Here is a 17,365-nt window from a genome sequence, read left to right as displayed (position 1 = left end):
TCCCCGGTGTGTCCGTGCCGCGCGGGCCGCGTCCGCCCTGCCTAGGCTCTACGGCAGGGCGTGGCGCGGAAGAACCGACAAGGACGACTGCCATGGTGACGGGTTTCCCGTTCGTGGGACGCGAGGACGTGCTCGGTGAGCTCCGGGAGGCGGGGGAACGCGCCGCCGCGGGCCGGGGCGGGCTCGTCACCCTGACGGGAGCGGCGGGGGCGGGCAAGACCCGCGTCGCGGAGGAGGCCGCCGCCCGCGCCGGGGACTTTCGCACGGTGTGGACGTGGTGCCCGCCGGACGCCGTGGAACACGCGCTCAGGCCCTGGTCGCGGCTGCTGCGCGAACTCGTCGTGGACGACGTGCGGTGCGCGCGGCTGGTCGCCTCGTCGCCCTCGTTGCGGGCGGTGCTGGCCGGGTCCGCGGCGGGCGGGCGGGCCGAGGCGGACCCGGAGGCGGCACGGGTGCGACTGGCGGGGGACGTCACCGAGATCCTGACGACGGTGGCACGGCGCCGGCCGCTGCTGCTGGTCCTCGACGACGTCCACGCGGCCGACGCCTCCTCGCTGCGGCTGCTCATGGAGACCGCGGACGCCGTACGCGGTGCGAGGGTCCTGCTGCTCGCCACGGCCCGCGACGACGACTCGGCCTGGCAGGACCGCGCCTGGGCCCGCGCCCAACTGCTGCGCCGAGGAACCGCGTTGCCGGTGGGACCGCTGCGGGAGCGGGACGTGGCGGCCCTGCTCGACGCGGCGAAGGGGATGCTCCCGCGCCCGCGGCCGTGCGCGCGCTGGCCGCGTACACGGGCGGTGAGGCGTTCTTCGTGACGGAACTGCTCCGGTCGGGCGGCGGACTCGAAGCACCTTCTTCCGGGAGCACGGCGACGGCCGTCTCCGTGCGGATCCGGGACGCGGTCCGGGCCCGGACCGCCGAACTGTCGCCGCGCGCACGGCGGTTGCTGGATCTCGCCGCCCTGCTGGGGACACGGTTCCGGCTCGACGTGCTCGCGGAGGCCGCGGCCGTGCCCCTCGACGAGGTGCGCGCACTGCTCGGGGAGGCGGCGGGGGCCGGGCTGCTGACGGAGGCCGGGGCGAACGAGGGGCGCTTCCGGCACGACCTTCTGCGCGAGGCCCTGTCCGGCAGGCCGGCGCCCGCCGAGCGGGCGGGGCTGCACCGGGCGCTGGCCGCCGTGCTGGCCGGCCACGCGGGGCGCGGCCGCGACACCGGCCCGGCCGAGGTCGCCCACCACCTCCTCCTCTCCGGCCCGGAACACGCGCGCGAGGCCGCCGGGTACTGCCGGGAGGCCGCCGAGCGCGCCGCCGCGCTGCTCGCGTTCGAGGAGGCGGCCCGCTGGTACGAGCGGGCCGTGGCCGCGTACGCGACCGCTGGCGCCCGTGACCTCGGGACCCCCGCGGCCGACGGGGGTCGCGGCGGCGAGGCCGCCCTCCGAGGGGACGACGACGCCGGGGAGCTCGTCGAGGTGCTGCTCGGGCTCGGGGCCGCGCGGTTCGGGTCCGGGGAGTGGGAGGCGGCGCGCACCACGCTGCTGCGCGCCGCCTCGCTCGCCCGCCGGGCGGGCCGGCCCGATCTGCTGGCGCGGGCCGCGCTCGGCCTCGGCACGGGTCCCGTCGGCTTCGAGGTCGACGTGGCCGACCGTGAGCAGGCCGACCTGCTCGGCGAGGCCCGTTCGGCTCTCGCGGGCGATCCGGCGCACGCGGCCCTGCGTGCCGCCGTCACCGCCCGGCTGTCCCTGGCGGCGGCGCTCCTCGAAACCGAGGAACACCGGGTCGCTCTCGCCGAGGAGGCGGTGGCCGCGGCCCGCGAGGCGAACGACCCGGCGACGCTCGGACCGGCACTGGCCGCGCTGTGCGACGCGCGCTCGGGCCCCGACCACTGTCGCGACCGCCTCGACCGGTCCGGGGAGATCATCACCGTGGCCCGCGACGGGCGCGACCTCCCGCTCGAACTCCTGGGCCGGCGGCTGCGGTTGGTCGCGCTGATGGAGACCGGCTCGTTCGCCGCGGCCGACTCCGAGGCGGCCGCGTACGACACCGCCGCCCGGCCGCTGCGACAGCCGCTGTACGCGTGGTACGTGCCCCTGTGGCGCGGCACCCGGGCGCTGATGGAGGGGCGCTACGACGACTGTGCCGCCGCGCTCGACGAGGTGGAGGTGCTGGGCGGCGCGGCGGGCAGCCCCAACGCGGCGCTGCTCGCGGAGACGCAGCGCTGGTGTCTGTACGCGGAGAGCGGTGACCGGGAGAGTCTCCGACTGCTGCGCGAGCGGGCGCCGTTGGAGCGGATGCCCGGGGTGTGGCCGCGGGTCACCCTGGCGCTGATCGCGGCGCAGCTGGGACACCTGGAGGAGGCGTCCCGCCGGCTGGCCGGGGTGATGCCGTCACTCGGCGGGGCTCCCCGGGACAGCGAGTGGCTGCCGATGATGGCGCAGGCCGCGGAGACCGTCGGCGCGGTGGGCACCCATCCGTCCGCGCGTCCCCTCTACGACGCCCTGGCACCGTACGCGGGACTGTTCGCGGTGGAGGGCATCGGCGCGGCGATCCGGGGCCCGGTGGACCGTCATCTGGCGCTGCTGGCCCGGTCCATGGGGGACGACGGGGCGGCCCGCCGTCACCGCGACCGCGCCGTGCGGGCCGCCGTGGAAGCGGGGGCGGCGGCGCTGGCGGAGCGCATCGCGGAGGAGACGGCGGGGGCACGGACCTCCGCCGGGAAGAAGGGCGTGCCGGGGAGGTCCGGGACGGGGAGCTCGCCGGGGGCGGCGGTCGCCGCGGCGGTGTTCCGTGGGGGCGACGCCCGGCCGGCCGGCGTGCCGGAGGACGGCACCGGCGCCGGTACTCCGGACCAGGTCTCCTGCGACCCGCGGCCCGGGGACACGGGACCCGGCGACCCGCGGCCCGGGGACACGGGAGCCGGGGACACGGGAGCCAGGGACACCGCGGGCCCCGTCACGACCGGCCCCGTCACGGCGGGGCCCGGCACGGCAGGACCCGGCACGGCAGGACCCGGCGCGCACGGGCGGGAGCCGGTTCCGCCGCCGTCCGTGGCGCAGTTCCGGCGTGAAGGACCGCTGTGGCACCTGGTGTACGCCGGCCGCGAGGCCCGCCTCCCCGACAGCAAGGGTCTGCACGACATCGCGGTGCTCCTCGGCCGCCCCGGCACCCCGGTCCCGGCGGTCGATCTGGCGGCACCGGGCGCCGCCGCGGGCGGGGCCGCCACGAGCGCCGGGGACCTGCACGCTCCCGGTGACCTGGGCGAGGTCGTCGACGCCACCGCGCGCGCCGCGTACCGGCGGCGGCTGCGCGAGCTCGAAGGGGAGGCCGAGGAGGCGGACGCACGCGGGGACGCGGCGCGGTCGCGCCGGATCGCGGAGGAGAAGGACGCGCTCGTCCGTCAGCTGTCCGCCGCCTACGGCATCGGCGGCCGCGTCCGCCGCGCGGGCTCCCCCGCGGAACGCGCCCGTACGGCCGTGACGGCCCGCGTCCGCGCCGCCGTCCGCCGGGTCGCGGCGGTCCACCCGGAGCTCGGGCGCCATCTGGGGACGGCCGTCCGCACGGGCACGCTGTGCGTCTACGAGCCCGAGAACCCGCCCGCCTGGCGCCTGTGAGCCCCGAGCCGCACCGCGGGGGCCGCGGGAGCCGGGGCCGGCGTGAGCCGCGACCTCACATCGTGCCGCCCGGTCTCACGCCTGAGGGGTGAAGGCGCCGTACGGAACCGGGTACGGCCGGGGAACGAAAGGCGGAGGTCATGCCGCGCACAGCCAAAGCAGAGGCGGAGCTGAAGGTCGACGAGCCGGTGATCGAGGGCCGGTACGCCGAGATCGGCCCGTACACCGTCTCGTACGAGACCATGAAGGCGGACATGGATCCTGGCCCGCTCTTCCGGGGGCTGCCCGACGACCGGTGCCAGTGCCCTCACTGGGGCCAGGTGATCTCCGGGAAGATCATGTTCCGGTACGCCGACCACGACGAGGTCTTCCACGCCGGAGACGCCTACTACGGGGCTCCGGGGCACCTGCCGCTCCTCTTCGCCGGAACCGAGGTCGTCGAATTCAGCCCCACCGCCGAACTGGACCGCACCATGCGGGTCGTCGGCCACAACCTCGCGGAGGCGACGTCATGAGCGCCCCCGACGCCCGCCGGACCAAGGAACTGGCCGATCTCTTCGTGGAGTTCCTCCGGACGAACAGCGCCCCTGACGGGCTGTTCACGGACGACGTGTTCCTCGACCTGAGCCTGCCCCAGTGGCGGCTCCAGACGGCCGGCCGTGACGACCTCGTGGACGTGCGGCGTCGCAGCCACCCCGCCCTCGGCACCGTCCCGCGCCACCGCGTGGAGGTCACCGGGACCGGGATGGTCATCGAGTTCGAGGAACGCTGGGAGGACGCCGACGGGAACTGGTACTGCCGTGAGATGGTCCGCGCCGAGGTGCGCGACGGCTCGATCAGCGAGGTGTCCGTCTACTGCACCGGCGACTGGTCCCCCGAGGTCCAGGCCGCGCACCGCCGTGAGGTGACGCTGCTGCGACCGTGAGAACGAGGCGCGAAGCGGTGAAGGGGGCCGGGAGCCGGGCTCCCTTCACCGCAAGGATGCCTCGGGCGACTCGTGCGACGTACAACCAGTCGCGCCACATCTCTTGATCACGATGCCGCGCCCTGATATTCATGATCACACCTTGCTCACATGATCTTCACATGCAGGTGACTTGAGAGAGCTTTCGACGTCCCGTTCCTCCTTCGTCTCCATCAGCTTTCCGGCATCCCTCGCCTTTCACGCGAAGCGGTTAGCACCGACCGGCCCACGGCCGGGACCCGCCGTCTTCACGTCTGCCTGCCACGTTCACCGAGGGAATCGATGCCTGCCTTCTGCCCGCACTGCGGCGACTCCGTGACCGACGGGGCGCGTTACTGCGCCTCGTGCGGCCGCCCCACCAGCGCCCCGGCGCCCGCCCCGTCCCCGGCGGCACCGCCCCTTCCTTCCTCGCCGCCCACCGCGCAGCCTCCGTCCGCCGCGGCCACGGCGCTGACCCGTCTGCTGAACGGCGACTGGATCGGGCCCGCCCGCATGGCCGCCCTGCCGGCCGCGCTGCTGCTGATCCTGTCCCTGGTCCTGGCGCTCACCGCCCAGGACGCCTCGTTCGGCGGCGCGTTCCCCGCCGCGCTCGCGGTCGTCCTGTCCGCCCTCGGCGCCCGCCCGGGACTCGAACTGACGGGGCAGGACTCGACGGCGTCGGCATCGCTCGAACTCTCCGTCATGCCGCTCGGAGTGACGCTGCTGTGGGCGGCGGCCCTGTGGTTCGGCGCCCGGCTGTACCTGCGGGGCAGGGCCGCCGCCGGAAGGCACCTCGACACCTCGGAGGCCTTGCTCCTGGGCGTACGCGGTGTGCTGTCGGCCGTACTCGGGTCCGTGCTGCTGGCCTGGGCGGCCGGTACGTCGGTCGCCCTCGCGTCGGACTCCTCCGACGCCTCGGCGAACTACCTGGAACGCGCGCTGAACCTCTCGGACGTCACGGTGTCCGTGACCTGTTCCCCGCTGCGCGCGGCCTGGTGGACCTTGTTGCTGGCGTCCGTGGTGCTCTTCCCGACGCTGTGCCGGGTGCCGCTGTCGGCCTGGGCCGCCCGTCGGCCGGGGCTCGGCGACTGGCTCCGCGCGGCTCGCGGGGCGGGCCTGGCGCTGGCCGTGCCGGTGGCCCTGGCCGGCCTCGCCGCCGTGGTGTACCTGGTGTCCGAGGCCGGCTCCTCCGCGCTGATCCCCGCGGTGCTTCTGGCCCCGAACCTCGGCGCGGTCCTCCTGGGGCTGGCCTCCGGTGCGTCCGTGGACCTCTCCAACACCCTCCTCGTCACGGACACTTCGGCCTCTTCCGTGTCCGCTTCCCTGTTCGAGCTCCATGACCTGAGCGGTTGGGTCCGGCTCTCCGTGCTGCTCGCCGTGGTGGCCGCGCTGATGCTGGGCGCGGGCGTCCTGCGGGAGGCGGCTCGCCCCGCCGCCGCCGTTCGCGCCGCGGTCTGCTTCGTCGCGGGGTTCCTGCTGCTGGCCGTGATGGCGGGGGTGGCGGTCAGTCTGTCCGCGGAGACCGGCGATTCGTCGCTCCTGGCCTACGCGCTCGCCGCGGCGCACATCTCGCAGGTGGACGGCAGCACGGTGTCGCTCGGGCTGGGCGTTCCCACCGTCCTGCTCGCGGCGACGGTCTGGGCCGCGCTCGGCGCGTTCGGTGTGCCGGCGGTGGCCCGTCGGCTCGGCATCACACGCGTCGGGGAGGTGCCCGTGCCAGCGGCCCTCCGCAGGCGCCTGAGCGGGCACCCCGGACACCGGCCCTCCACCCTGACGGCCCCCGCCGCGCCCTTCACCCCGGTCCCCGTATCGACCTCAACTCCCTTTGCCGTTGCGGAAGTTGCTCCCGTCGCGGTCGCGGCCGTCGCCCCGGTGGCCGTCGAGCCGCCTGTGGCTCCGCCGGTGATGCCGGAAACGGCGGAGACGCCTTCGGACGAGGAGGAGGCGGAGGCGGCCCCCACCGGCGAGCCGCAATCAGCCGAGGCCGCTGCGGAGCCGGCCGAGCCCGGTGAACCGGCGGACACCGACGAGGCCGACGAGGCCGACGAGGCCGACGAGGCCGACGAGGCCGACGAGGCCGACGAGGCCGACGAGGCCGACGAGGCCGACGAGGCCGACGAGGCGACCGTATCCGAGGACCAGCCGGTCCAGCAGGCCGACGAGCCCATCACACCGACGGCGGAACCGGCCGAACCTGCGGACGAGCCGCTCGCACCCGCGGACCAGGCGGCCGCACCGACCCTCACCGCCGTCGACGGACCGGTCGCCGCCCCGGCAGCGGCCCCCAACGGCACACCGGCCGCCGCCGCCCAGCCCGCCGGTCCCCCGGCTCCCCCGGCGCCCACCCCCGCCCCGGTGCGGTCCGGCACCCCGTTCCCCTCCGCTCGGGAGCACGCCGACGCCTTCGCCAACCTGCCGACCGGCGGCATGGCGGCGTACCCCGCCCCCGTACCCCCGATGGTTCACGCTCCCGTGCCCCAGCCGGGACGGCGCAAGATCGGCTGGGGTGTCGTCGCGGTGACCCTGGTGTCGAGCGCGGTCCTCGCCGGGGGCGTCACCGCGGCCGGGATACGGCTGGCCTCCGACCGGTCGGCCGCCCCGCCGCACACGACCCGCGCGACCGGCGACACCGTGGTCCCGGGAACCGCCGCCTCCGTCCCGCCTTCGGCGCCGGCCTCTGCCGCACCGACGGGTCCGTCCGACTCCGGAGCGTCCCCGTCCGCGTCGGCCGGTTCACCGGAAGCCATCGTCAACGAGGTGCAGTCGCTGCTGGACGAGAACGACCCGTTGCGGACTCGCGTGCAGAAGGCCATCGCACGGGCCCAGGACTGCTCCGAAGGCGCGGGGCCCGTCCGGGACGCCCGTGACGACCTGGAGGCGGTGGCCGAGGCCCGCGAGAGCTTCGTGAAGAAGCTCGCCACGCTCAGACCGCAGGCGGACGGGGACCTGGCCGAGGCATTGGACGCCCTGTCCCTCGCGTGGACGGAGTCCGCGGAGGCCGACCGGGCCTACTCCCTCTGGGCCTCGGACACCGTCGAGTTCGTGACGGACGATCCGATCTATGGATGCGGGCACGGCGGTCAGCCGGGCGCGGACTACGAGGCCGGAGTCCACAACACCAAGGCGAACAAGGCCAAGGCGCGGTTCGCCGAGCTGTGGAATCCCCTGGTACCGCAGTACGACGGCCTGACCCCGGTCGACGATCGCCGCATCTGACGGATCGAGCCCGTGCACACGCGCCGCACCGCCCACCTCCCACGTGAGCGGTGCGGCGCCCGTGTTCTCCCGTCGGCGACACCGCCATCCCGGTGACCGCGTGGTGCGCCTGCCGCAGGCCGGCCGAGGTGTCCGGAAGGCTGGGTCCGCGCGACGGCACGGTCGCACGGTCGTGGCGGAGAACAGCGGGGCGGAGCGGTGATCAGGGGTCCGAGGAGGAGCCACAGGGAGGCCATCCGCTCGACCCTGCGTTCGCTGCTGAGTTCGGCGGTCCTGGTGACGGCCTACTACGTGCTCCCGCTCGACAAGGCCTTCACCCCGGCCACCATCATCACGCTCGTCGGCGGGATCGCGGCCGTGGCGCTGCTGCTGTCCTGGCAGATCCGTGAGATCACCCGGGCCTCGCGGCCCGAACTGCGGGCGATGGAGGCGCTGGCGACCAGCGCCCCGCTCTATCTGCTGCTGTTCGCGATCGTCTACTACCTGATGGAGCGCAGCGCGCCGGGCAGCTTCAGCGAGACCCTGACACGCACCGACGCCCTCTATTTCACCGTCACGGTCTTCAGCACGGTCGGCTTCGGAGACATCACCGCGCGCAGCGAGACCGCCAGGTCCCTGGTCACGGGGCAGATGGCGGTCAACGTGCTGCTGATCGGCGTGGCCGCCCGGCTGCTCGTGTCGGCGGTCCAGCGGGGCAGGGAGCAGCAGGGCGCGTCGGGGCCCGGCGCGCAGGGCGACGGGCCCCCGTACGAAGGCTGACCGGCCACGAGACCGGGGCGGCCAGGGCTATGCGTCGCCTTCGAGTTCCGCCTCGGCCACCGCGATCGCCATGCCGAACGCCCTGGCGATGTTGCCCGCCGCGGTCATGACCCGGGCCGTCCCCACGATGGGGGCGATGGCCACCAGGACGTCCTGCACCTGAGCCATGGTCAGGTCGGCCTGGATGGCGGGGTCGATGTGGGCGAGGTAGGAGATGGGAGGCGCGTCCGAGGCCGCGAGTGCCGCGATACGTGTGAGGAGGAGCTGGTCCGTGGGCAGTTCGCACCGCTCGACCGAGTCGACGGTCATGGCGGCGATGGTGTCCAGGACAGGGGTGTCGGATGCTGTGGTCATGGCTGCCGGTCTCCTGATGCGCGGACGGAGGCGCGTCAGGCGGAAGGAATCGGTGTCCGCCGGCGCCACTTGATGCGTCAACCGTAGGTGCATTTCGGACAGGGCGCGCGCGGAGCTGCCGGGGCCGGAGCAGGCGCCACTTCCGGTCGGGGCGGCTGCCGTTCGGCGTGAGGCACCACGTGCCGGCCACGTGCCGCCCGCGTGTCGCCCGCATGGCGCCGACCGGTCGCTCACCCGTTGCCCACCGGTCGCCCGGCAGTCGCCGACCGGTCACCCACCCGCCTCGCTCGGCGGAGCTCTCGCCGGTTCCCGCCCGTACGTGGGCGACGGCCGCCCGGGTCCGCGGCGGTCGTGCGGGACGGGCCCCGGCCGCCGCCGGACCCGTCCCGCACGTCGGTGGCACTCCCGTCAGGCTCCGACGTACGCCGCCAGGTGCTCGCCGGTGAGGGTGGAGCGGGCGGCGACGAGGTCGGCCGGGGTGCCCTCGAACACGAGCCGGCCGCCGTCGTGGCCGGCCCCGGGGCCGAGGTCGATGATCCAGTCGGCGTGGGTCATGACCGCCTGGTGGTGCTCGACGACGATGACCGACTTGCCCGAGTCGACGAGCCGGTCGAGCAGCCCGAGCAGCTGCTCGACGTCCGCGAGGTGCAGGCCGGTGGTCGGCTCGTCGAGGACGTACACACCGCCCTTGTCGGCCATGTGGGTGGCGAGCTTGAGGCGCTGGCGCTCGCCGCCGGACAGCGTGGTCAGCGGCTGTCCGAGGGTGAGATAGCCGAGTCCGACGTCGGCGAGGCGCGCCAGGATCCGCTGTGCGGCGGGCGTGTGCGCCTCACCCGCGCCGAAGAACTCCCCGGCCTCGTCCACCGACATCGCGAGGACCTCGCTGATGTCACGGCCGCCGAGCCGGTACTCCAGGACGGAGGCGTCGAACCTCTTGCCCTCGCAGTCCTCACAGGTGGTGGCGACACCGGCCATCATGGCGAGGTCCGTGTAGATGACGCCGGCGCCGTTGCAGGTGGGGCAGGCGCCCTCCGAATTCGCGCTGAACAGCGCCGGCTTCACGTCGTTGGCCTTCGCGAAGGCCTTGCGGATCGGGTCGAGCAGACCGGTGTACGTCGCCGGGTTGCTGCGCCGCGAACCGCGGATCGGGGCCTGGTCGACCGACACCACGCCCTCGCCCTCGGGGATGGACCCGTGGACCAGCGAGCTCTTGCCGGAGCCGGCGACCCCGGTGACGACGACCAGCACCCCGAGCGGGATGTCGACGTCCACGTCCCGCAGGTTGTTCGCCGAAGCGCCGCGGATCTCCAGCGTGCCGGTGGACTCGCGCGGGCTCTCCTTGACCTTGGCCCGGTCGTCGAAGTGACGGCCGGTGACGGTGCCGCCCTTGCGCAGCTCCTCGACCGTGCCCTCGAAGCAGACGGAGCCGCCGCCCGTACCCGCGCCCGGGCCGAGGTCGACGACGTGGTCGGCGATCACGATGGTCTCGGGCTTGTGCTCCACGACCAGCACCGTGTTGCCCTTGTCCCGCAGCCGCAGCAGCAGGTCGTTCATCCGCTGGATGTCGTGCGGGTGCAGACCGGCCGTGGGCTCGTCGAAGACATAGGTGACGTCGGTGAGCGAGGAGCCGAGGTGGCGGATCATCTTGACGCGCTGGGCCTCGCCGCCGGACAGCGTGCCCGCCGGGCGGTCCAGGGCGAGATAGCCGAGGCCGATCTCCACGAACGAGTCCAGGGTCTGGCGGAGCGCGGCGAGCAGGGGCGCGACCGAGGGTTCGTCGAGACCGCGGACCCATTCGGCCAGGTCGCTGATCTGCATCGCGCAGGCGTCGGCGATGCTGACACCCTCGATCTTCGACGCGCGGGCGCCCTCGCTGAGCCGGGTGCCCTCGCACTCGGGGCAGGGCGCGAAGGTGACGGCCCGGTCCACGAACGCCCGGATGTGCGGCTGCATCGCCTCCTTGTCCTTGGAGAGCATCGACTTCTGGATCCGCGGGACGAGCCCCTCGTACGTCATGTTGATGCCCGCGATCTTCATGCGGGTCGGCTCGTGGTGGAGGAAGTCGTGGAGCTCCCGCTTGGTGTACTTGCGGATCGGCTTGTCGGGGTCGACGAAGCCCGACTCCTTGTAGAGGCGCATGTTCCAGCCGTCGGAGCCGTACCCGGGGATGGTGATCGCGCCGTCGTTGAGGGACTTGGAGTCGTCGTAGAGCTGGGTGAGGTCGATGTCGGAGACCGAGCCCCGGCCCTCGCAGCGCACGCACATGCCGCCGGTGCGGTTGAAGGTCGCCTTCACCGCCTTCTTGGCCCCGCGCTCCACGGTGATGGCGCCGCTCGCGCTGACCGAGGGGACGTTGAACGCGTACGCGCTGGGCGGCCCGATGTGGGGATCGCCGAGCCTGCTGAAGAGGATGCGCAGCATGGCGTTGGCGTCGGTGGCGGTGCCGACGGTGGAGCGGGGGTCGGCGCCCATCCGCTGCTGGTCGACGATGATCGCGGTGGTCAGTCCCTCCAGGACGTCGACCTCGGGCCGCGAGAGCGTGGGCATGAATCCCTGCACGAAGCTGCTGTACGTCTCGTTGATCAGCCGCTGGGACTCGGCGGCGATCGTGTTGAACACCAGTGAGCTCTTGCCCGAGCCGGACACGCCGGTGAACACCGTGAGCCGGCGCTTCGGGATCTCGATGCTGACGTCCTTGAGGTTGTTCTCGCGCGCGCCGAGCACACGGATCAGATCGTGGCTGTCGGCACCGTGCGGCGCGGACGACCGCGGGTCCGTCCTCGTGGCCTTGCTCATCGTCTCTCCATCTGTCGGGCGGAGCCGCCTTCGCGGACCCGCCGGCATCGCCTGCCCCGATCCAACCAGCTTCGCGCGGCGCGCCGGGAGCACCTTGCGCCACGCTAGGCGAGACACGGCCCCCGGCGCTTCTCAGAAACTGACCGGTCCGGGCGGCCGGAGGCGGTCGCCTGGGGAAGTGCCGGGTCCGGGGCGAGAATCGGAGGGTGACCACGCCTTCCGACGCCTCGCCCATGTCCGGCAGGACCCAGTGCGGCAAGCAGTCCCGCAGCCCGTTGCACGCGTTCCTGCGGACCGAGACGGGCAGCGCGGCCGTGCTGCTGGCCGCCGCGCTGCTGGCCCTGGCCTGGGCCAACATCGGTCCCGGCACGTACGAGAAGGTGTGGAGCACCGTGCTGTCGATCCGTATCGGGTCGGGCGGGGTGTCGATGGACCTGCGGGCGTGGGTGAACAGCGGACTGATGACGCTGTTCTTCTTCGTCGTCGGTCTGGAGGCGCGGCGCGAGTTCGACCTGGGCGAGCTGCGGGAGCGGCGCCGGGTCACCCTGCCGCTGCTGGCGGGGCTGTGCGGCATGGTCGTCCCGGTGGTCGTGTACCTGGCCGTCACCGCGGGCCACGGCTCGGCGGCGCACGGCTGGGGGGCCGCGATGTCGACGGACACCGCCTTCGCCCTGGGCATGCTGGCCGTCTTCGGCTCCCGGCTGCCCGGGGGTCTCCGGGTCTTCATGCTCACCATCGCCGTCGTGGACGACTTCCTGGCCCTGGCCGTCGTCGTCCTCGCCTACAGCGACACCATCGCGCTGCCCGCGCTGCTGACGGCGCTCGGCCTGTTCGTGGTCGTCCTGCTGCTGCGGCGCACGATCGGCGCACGCGTGCCGTCCCTGTACGGGGTGCTGGGCGTGGCGATCTGGGTGGCGCTGCTGAAGTCGGGCATCGACCCCGTGGTGACGGGCCTCGCGATGGGCATGCTGACGTACGCGTACGCGGCCGATCGCAGCGATCTGGAGCACGCCAGCCGGCTGTTCCGGCGGTTCCGAGAGCAGCCGACGCCGGAGCTGGAACGCACGGTGCGGCGCGGTCTCGCCTCCACGCTCTCCCCGAACGAGCGCCTTCAGCAGATGTTCCACCCGTGGACCAGTTACGTGATCGTGCCGCTGTTCGCGCTGGCCAACGCCGGTATCACCCTGAGCGCCGGTCAGCTGGCCGACGCCTTCACCTCCCCCGTGACCCTCGGCATCCTCTTCGGCTATCTGCTCGGCAAGCCCGTCGGTGTCATCGGCGGCACCTGGCTGACCACGCGCGCCGGGCGGGGACGGCTGCATCCGCCCGTGGGCTGGGGCGCCATCACCGCGGGCGGCACGCTGGCCGGGGTCGGCTTCACGGTGGCGCTGCTGATCGCGTCGCTGGCCTTCGACGGTGACCGGCTGGCGCAGGCGAAGATCGGCATCCTGGCGGCGGTCGCGGGCTCGTTCCTGCTCACCTGGGTCGTCACCCTGGTGCTCGGTGCCCTCTCCGGGCGGTCCCGGGCGCTGGCGCTGCTCGGCACGGGGCAGACGATCGTCGATCTGAGCGAACCGGTCGACGTGGAGCGCGACCATGTGCGCGGGCCGCTGGGCGCTCCGGTGACCCTGGTCGAGTACGGGGACTTCGAGTGTCCGTACTGCGGGCTGGCCGAGTCGGTGGTGCGTGAGCTGCTCGCCGACTTCGGTGACGTCCGCTACGTGTGGCGCCATCTGCCGCTCACCGATGTGCACCCCAACGCCCAGCTCGCCGCGCAGGCCGCCGAGGCGGCGGACCGGCAGGACCGCTACTGGGAGATGCACGACCTGCTCATGGGGCACCAGGGCGAACTGGGGCCGAAGGACCTGTTCCGGTACGCCGCACTGCTCGGCCTGGACGGCGAACGGTTCCGCGCGGACCTCAGGGGCGGGGCGGGAGCTGCACGGATCGCGAGGGACGTCGAGTCGGCCGACCTCAGCGGTGTCTCGGGCACCCCGACGTTCTTCGTCGACGGCCGCAGGCACCACGGCGCCTACGACATCGCCACCCTGACGGAGGCGGTGCGCGCGGCGCGCCAGCGGTCGACGCTCACGGGGGCCGGGCAGGAGGGCTGAGGTCAGGCCGCGCGCGCCCGCAGGCGGCGCAGCATGCGGGCGTCCTCGAAGCCCACCGCGCGGGCGGCGGCGTCGACGGTGACACCGTGGCTGATGAGGTGCTCGGCCCGCTCCAGCCGCAGGGCCTGCTGATAGCGCAGGGGGGTGAGGCCGCCGGTGGCGCGGGCGAAGAGGCGGGTGAGGGTGCGCTCGCTGACGCCCACGGCCGCGGCGAGTTCCGGCAGGGGCACCGGGCCGTCGAAGCGGGCGTCGATGAGGTCCTGGGCGCGGTGCACGGTGTCGTCCAGGTGGGACCGGTGCCGGAGCATCGCGCTGGCCTGGGGTTCGTGGCCGTTGCGCCGTGCGTAGACCACCATGTCCCGGGCGATCTGCGCGGCCACCGCGGGGCCGTGCCGGGTGGAGACCAGGTGCAGGGCGAGATCGATCCCGCTGGCGATGCCCGCCGAGGTGACGACCCGGTCGTCCTCGGTGTACAGGACGTCGCGGACCACGGCGGCCCTGGGATGGCGGCGGGCGAGTTCGTCCTGGACGTCGTGGTGGGTGGTGCAGCGACGGCCGTCGAGCAGTCCGGCCCGGCCGAGGGCGTCGGCTCCCGCGCAGACGCTGGCGACCGTGCCGCCGCGGGCGTGGTGCTCCCGCAGGGCCCGCAGGCTGTCCTCGGCGATGGGCGGCCCGTCGCCGAGGGTGAGCGCGCGCCAGCCGGGCACGACGATCAGGTCATCGGGGCCGAGCTCGGGCCAGTCGACCCGGGCCGTCACGTGCAGCCCCTGGGCGGTGGTGATCCGGGGCCGCTCGGCGACGTAGTCGAGGGTGTAGGGGTGCCCGAAGTCGGCGGCCGTGGAGAAGACCTGCGCGGGGCCGGCCAGGTCCAGCAGATGGACTCCGGGCACCAGGAAGAAGACGATGTCGCTCACGATCCGGTCATCATGCCCGAGAGGCGGCGGAGGTCTCCAGCTCTTCGACGGTGGCGATGGTGGCGAAGCGTCCGGCCAGGGCGTACTCGGTGCGCCTGATGACGTCCTCGGCGCTCAGGGTGCGGGGGTCGGCCAGCAGTTCCGCAACGCTCCGGCCCTCGGGGGCGTCGCGGTGCGGGATGGGGTTGGTGGCGGTGGCGTCGGTGACGAAGGTGACCTGGTAGCCGAGGTCGCTCGCGAGACGCGTGGTGGTCTCGACGCACTGCTCGGTGCGGATCCCGCAGACGGTGAGCTCGCGGACCCCGCGTTCGGTGAGGAGCTGCTGGAGGTTGGTGGTGGTGAACGCGTTGTGCGAGGTCTTGTGGATCAGCGGCTCGCCGTCCCGGCGCGTGAGTTCGTCCATCAGCCGGACATGGCCGAGGGCCGGGTCGAAGACGCCGTCGCTGCCGGGCTCGGAGTGCAGGACCCACACCACCGTGTCCCCGGCCCGGCGGGCGAGGGCGACGAGCCGGTCCACCTGGTGGCTGATCTTCGGGTGGGAGATGGTCTCCCACAGCGGGTGGGCGCGGAAGGATTCCTGGACGTCGATGACGATCAGTGCTCGGGTCATGTCTCCACTCTGACCGGCGGACGGGCCACCGGGACAGGCCGCATCGGGTCCGGGGGCGGACCGATCCGGTCACGGCACCGCACACGCCAGGCCAGGTCAGGCACACCGGTGGTTCGCCGCCCCGTCGGCAGGACGCGAGTCCGCGACACGGACGACCGCACGCGGCCGCCACTCCGGCACACACGCACAGGGGAGGGACACGCGAACGGACCCGCAACACAAGAGACACGGGACTCGGGACACGGGACACGGGACACGGGGCACAGGGCGCAGGGCACCGGGCACGGGACGGATGGGTTCCGACCGGGACACGTCCCGCCCGCGGTGAACACATCCAGCCATAGGCCGCCATGGCGCCCTCAGCCATGAAACGTGCCGCCCCAACTCCCCTGAGTTAACTGATTGTTGGGGTCCAGACACTAGGCAAGAGGGGTCGCGATGCCGATCATCTTTGTCATGAACCTGCTGCCCGATGGGCGGGTCGCAGCCTCATGGAGGTGTTGGGATGCACCGCAGACTCGCCACCGGCCTCGCCGCCTCGGCCATGGCCCTCGTCGCCGTCACGGCGACCGCTACAGCCGCTAGCGCCGCCCCTGCCGACAAGCCCCAAGTCCTGTCCAACTGGACCCAGACCAGCGCGTCCAGCTACAACGCCTGGGTAGCCGCCCGCGCCAACCAGTCGGCCTGGTCAGCGTATGCGTTCGACTGGTCCACCGACTACTGTTCCGACTCCCCGGACAACCCGTTCGGCTTCCCCTTCGCCACCTCCTGCGCCCGGCACGACTTCGGGTACCGCAACTACAAGGCCGCCGGCACCTTCGACGCCAACAAGCCGCGTCTGGACAGCATGCTGTACGCGGATCTGGAGCGGGTCTGCGCCAACTACAGCGGCGCGACGAAGACCACCTGCGACAGCACCGCGTGGACCTACTACCAGGCGGTCAAGGCCTTCGGCTGAGCCCCGCCCTTGTACAGACAACCCCCGTCACCGCGCGGGTGGTTGACGACCTGTGTCTACCCGCGTCACTGAGGTTGTTCGAGCCATCCGGCGTCGGCCGGGACCTCACGCGGTCCGCGCCACCCGCCCGCCCCTCCGCCGCACCCCGCCCTCCCGTGCCGTCCGCGTCCACCGGACCGCCCGGACGCGGGCCACGGCCGCCGGTACGGGCCGGGTGGCGCGGGCCGTCGCGCCCCCGGAACGCCTCGGGGTCCGAGGGTCCCGCGGGTGGCCGGCCGGTGCGGATCGTCCGTGAGGCGGTTTCGACCGGGCGGACCCAGAATGAGTGGGACGGCCTCGTATCCCGGCCGTCGAGCCGTCTCGGGGCAGCCGGATCGTGACCGTGGGCCTGGCGGTCCTCGCCCCCTGAGGCTCGGGACTTGCGAGCGCGCGGGTGGTCGAACGATGAAGACGGACGAGCCGGCAGCCACGGCCGACGAGAGCACGGCATCACGCGGGGCGAGTCGCGCTCCCGCCCCGCAGACGCGGACGGACGCCGCCCCTCCGGCGGGCGCGTCCGCCCCCCGGGCGAACACGGCCCCTCCGCTGGGCACCACCGCCTCCCCGCAGACGGACCGCGTCCCCCCGGCGGACGCCCCCTCGTCACCGACGGACACCGTCCCCCCGGCGGCAGCGCCCGCCCCCGGGGACGTCCGTCACGACGAGGCGGTCGCCCTCCTGCGCCTGGCCGCCCGGCTGAAGGCCGCGTACCCCTCGGTGGACCCCTCCGTCGTGGACCAGGTCGTCGCCACGGCCCGCGGCTCCTTCCGGCAGGCGAAGGTCAGGACGTACGTCCCGATCCTCATCGAGCGCAGGGTCCGCGCGCTGCTCTCCGGACTCGGCGGGGACGAAGCCGCCCCGGCGCCGGCCGCCCCGGGCGGCACGGGGGCCGGGGGAACGATGACGGCGGGAACGGCGGAGCAGTCCGCCGAGCGGCCCCGCCGCACTCCCCTGCTGGGCCGCTGGATCCCCGCCAGGCTCAGGCCCGCGCCCGCGTCCGCGTCCGACCTGGGAGGTGTCGGTGAGCGCCCATGACCGTGCGGTGCTCACCGTGA

General features: G+C 73.8%; 13 protein-coding genes. 9 read left to right on the top strand and 4 right to left on the bottom strand.

All coding sequences use genetic code 11. From position 1 onward, the window contains the following. Positions 1–92 precede the first annotated feature (92 nt). The 6 genes from ACFWI4_RS03590 to ACFWI4_RS03565 all read left to right on the top strand — a co-directional run bounded on the left by ACFWI4_RS03590 (position 93) and on the right by ACFWI4_RS03565 (position 8,525). Positions 93–815, top strand: a complete 723-nt coding sequence (locus tag ACFWI4_RS03590; RefSeq protein ID WP_387190498.1) for an AAA family ATPase — start codon at positions 93–95, stop codon at positions 813–815. Next, complete coding sequence (locus ACFWI4_RS03585; RefSeq protein WP_387190495.1) at positions 812–3,607, top strand: hypothetical protein; 2,796 nt, start codon at positions 812–814, stop codon at positions 3,605–3,607. The genes ACFWI4_RS03590 and ACFWI4_RS03585 overlap by 4 nt, the downstream gene beginning before the upstream one ends. 140 nt (positions 3,608–3,747) lie before the next feature. Next, entirely contained in the window at positions 3,748–4,122 is a 375-nt protein-coding gene (locus tag ACFWI4_RS03580; protein ID WP_387190492.1) for a hypothetical protein, read from the top strand. Next, positions 4,119–4,532: a hypothetical protein gene (locus tag ACFWI4_RS03575; protein ID WP_387190489.1), complete on the top strand. Its 414-nt coding sequence runs from the start codon at positions 4,119–4,121 to the stop codon at positions 4,530–4,532. Before ACFWI4_RS03580 ends, ACFWI4_RS03575 begins: the two co-directional genes overlap by 4 nt. Before the next feature lie 321 nt (positions 4,533–4,853). After that, the gene (locus ACFWI4_RS03570) at positions 4,854–7,766 is read left to right on the top strand and encodes a zinc ribbon domain-containing protein (RefSeq protein WP_387190486.1); all 2,913 of its coding nucleotides are present in this window, start codon (positions 4,854–4,856) and stop codon (positions 7,764–7,766) included. A 198-nt stretch (positions 7,767–7,964) separates the two neighbouring features. Beyond that, the gene (locus ACFWI4_RS03565) at positions 7,965–8,525 is read left to right on the top strand and encodes a potassium channel family protein (RefSeq protein ID WP_387190483.1); all 561 of its coding nucleotides are present in this window, start codon (positions 7,965–7,967) and stop codon (positions 8,523–8,525) included. Positions 8,526–8,552: 27 nt separating this feature from the next. Here the strand turns inward: ACFWI4_RS03565 and ACFWI4_RS03560 are convergent, their stop codons facing one another. Both ACFWI4_RS03560 and ACFWI4_RS03555 read right to left on the bottom strand, forming a co-directional pair. Beyond that, entirely contained in the window at positions 8,553–8,879 is a 327-nt protein-coding gene (locus ACFWI4_RS03560) for a carboxymuconolactone decarboxylase (RefSeq protein ID WP_387190480.1), read from the bottom strand. A gap of 408 nt (positions 8,880–9,287) precedes the next feature. Next, positions 9,288–11,675: an ATP-binding cassette domain-containing protein gene (locus tag ACFWI4_RS03555; RefSeq protein ID WP_387190477.1), complete on the bottom strand. Its 2,388-nt coding sequence runs from the start codon at positions 11,673–11,675 to the stop codon at positions 9,288–9,290. A 233-nt stretch (positions 11,676–11,908) separates the two neighbouring features. Here ACFWI4_RS03555 and nhaA point away from each other — a divergent pair, with 233 nt between their 5' ends. After that, positions 11,909–13,789: a Na+/H+ antiporter NhaA gene (gene nhaA / locus ACFWI4_RS03550; RefSeq protein WP_387190738.1), complete on the top strand. Its 1,881-nt coding sequence runs from the start codon at positions 11,909–11,911 to the stop codon at positions 13,787–13,789. Between the two features lie 2 nt (positions 13,790–13,791). Here nhaA and ACFWI4_RS03545 read toward each other — a convergent pair whose 3' ends face one another. Together ACFWI4_RS03545 and ACFWI4_RS03540 are read right to left on the bottom strand one after the other, a co-directional pair. Beyond that, positions 13,792–14,703 (bottom strand): GlxA family transcriptional regulator, encoded by a 912-nt coding sequence (locus ACFWI4_RS03545; protein ID WP_387190474.1) that lies wholly within the window; start codon positions 14,701–14,703, stop codon positions 13,792–13,794. Positions 14,704–14,713: 10 nt separating this feature from the next. Then, on the bottom strand, positions 14,714–15,313 hold the full coding sequence (locus ACFWI4_RS03540; RefSeq protein WP_385393032.1) for an isochorismatase family protein: 600 nt from the start codon (positions 15,311–15,313) through the stop codon (positions 14,714–14,716). Positions 15,314–15,818: 505 nt separating this feature from the next. Here ACFWI4_RS03540 and ACFWI4_RS03535 point away from each other — a divergent pair. Further along, a complete protein-coding gene (locus ACFWI4_RS03535) occupies positions 15,819–16,271 on the top strand; it encodes a phospholipase (RefSeq protein ID WP_387190470.1) in 453 nt (150 codons plus the stop codon). Between the two features lie 444 nt (positions 16,272–16,715). Continuing rightward, positions 16,716–17,345 carry a three-helix bundle dimerization domain-containing protein gene (locus ACFWI4_RS03530; protein ID WP_387190467.1) on the top strand — a complete coding sequence of 210 codons (630 nt, stop codon included), beginning with the start codon at positions 16,716–16,718 and terminating at the stop codon, positions 17,343–17,345. Positions 17,346–17,365: the final 20 nt, after the last annotated feature.

This window comes from Streptomyces sp. NPDC127038, assembly GCF_042725875.1.
Classification (GTDB): domain Bacteria; phylum Actinomycetota; class Actinomycetes; order Streptomycetales; family Streptomycetaceae; genus Streptomyces.
This window is presented reverse-complemented; position numbering and strand designations above follow the sequence as displayed.

Bases quoted from the DNA above. Each gene is read 5' to 3' on its own strand.
- ACFWI4_RS03590 (WP_387190498.1), top strand. From the start codon at position 93: ATGGTGACGGGTTTCCCGTTCGTGGGACGCGAGGACGTGCTCGGTGAG.
- ACFWI4_RS03580 (WP_387190492.1), top strand. From the start codon at position 3,748: ATGCCGCGCACAGCCAAAGCAGAGGCGGAGCTGAAGGTCGACGAGCCG.
- ACFWI4_RS03575 (WP_387190489.1), top strand. From the start codon at position 4,119: ATGAGCGCCCCCGACGCCCGCCGGACCAAGGAACTGGCCGATCTCTTC.
- ACFWI4_RS03570 (WP_387190486.1), top strand. From the start codon at position 4,854: ATGCCTGCCTTCTGCCCGCACTGCGGCGACTCCGTGACCGACGGGGCG.
- ACFWI4_RS03560 (WP_387190480.1), bottom strand. From the start codon at position 8,879: ATGACCACAGCATCCGACACCCCTGTCCTGGACACCATCGCCGCCATG.
- ACFWI4_RS03555 (WP_387190477.1), bottom strand. From the start codon at position 11,675: ATGAGCAAGGCCACGAGGACGGACCCGCGGTCGTCCGCGCCGCACGGT.
- nhaA (WP_387190738.1), top strand. From the start codon at position 11,909: ATGTCCGGCAGGACCCAGTGCGGCAAGCAGTCCCGCAGCCCGTTGCAC.
- ACFWI4_RS03540 (WP_385393032.1), bottom strand. From the start codon at position 15,313: ATGACCCGAGCACTGATCGTCATCGACGTCCAGGAATCCTTCCGCGCC.
- ACFWI4_RS03535 (WP_387190470.1), top strand. From the start codon at position 15,819: ATGCACCGCAGACTCGCCACCGGCCTCGCCGCCTCGGCCATGGCCCTC.
- ACFWI4_RS03530 (WP_387190467.1), top strand. From the start codon at position 16,716: ATGAAGACGGACGAGCCGGCAGCCACGGCCGACGAGAGCACGGCATCA.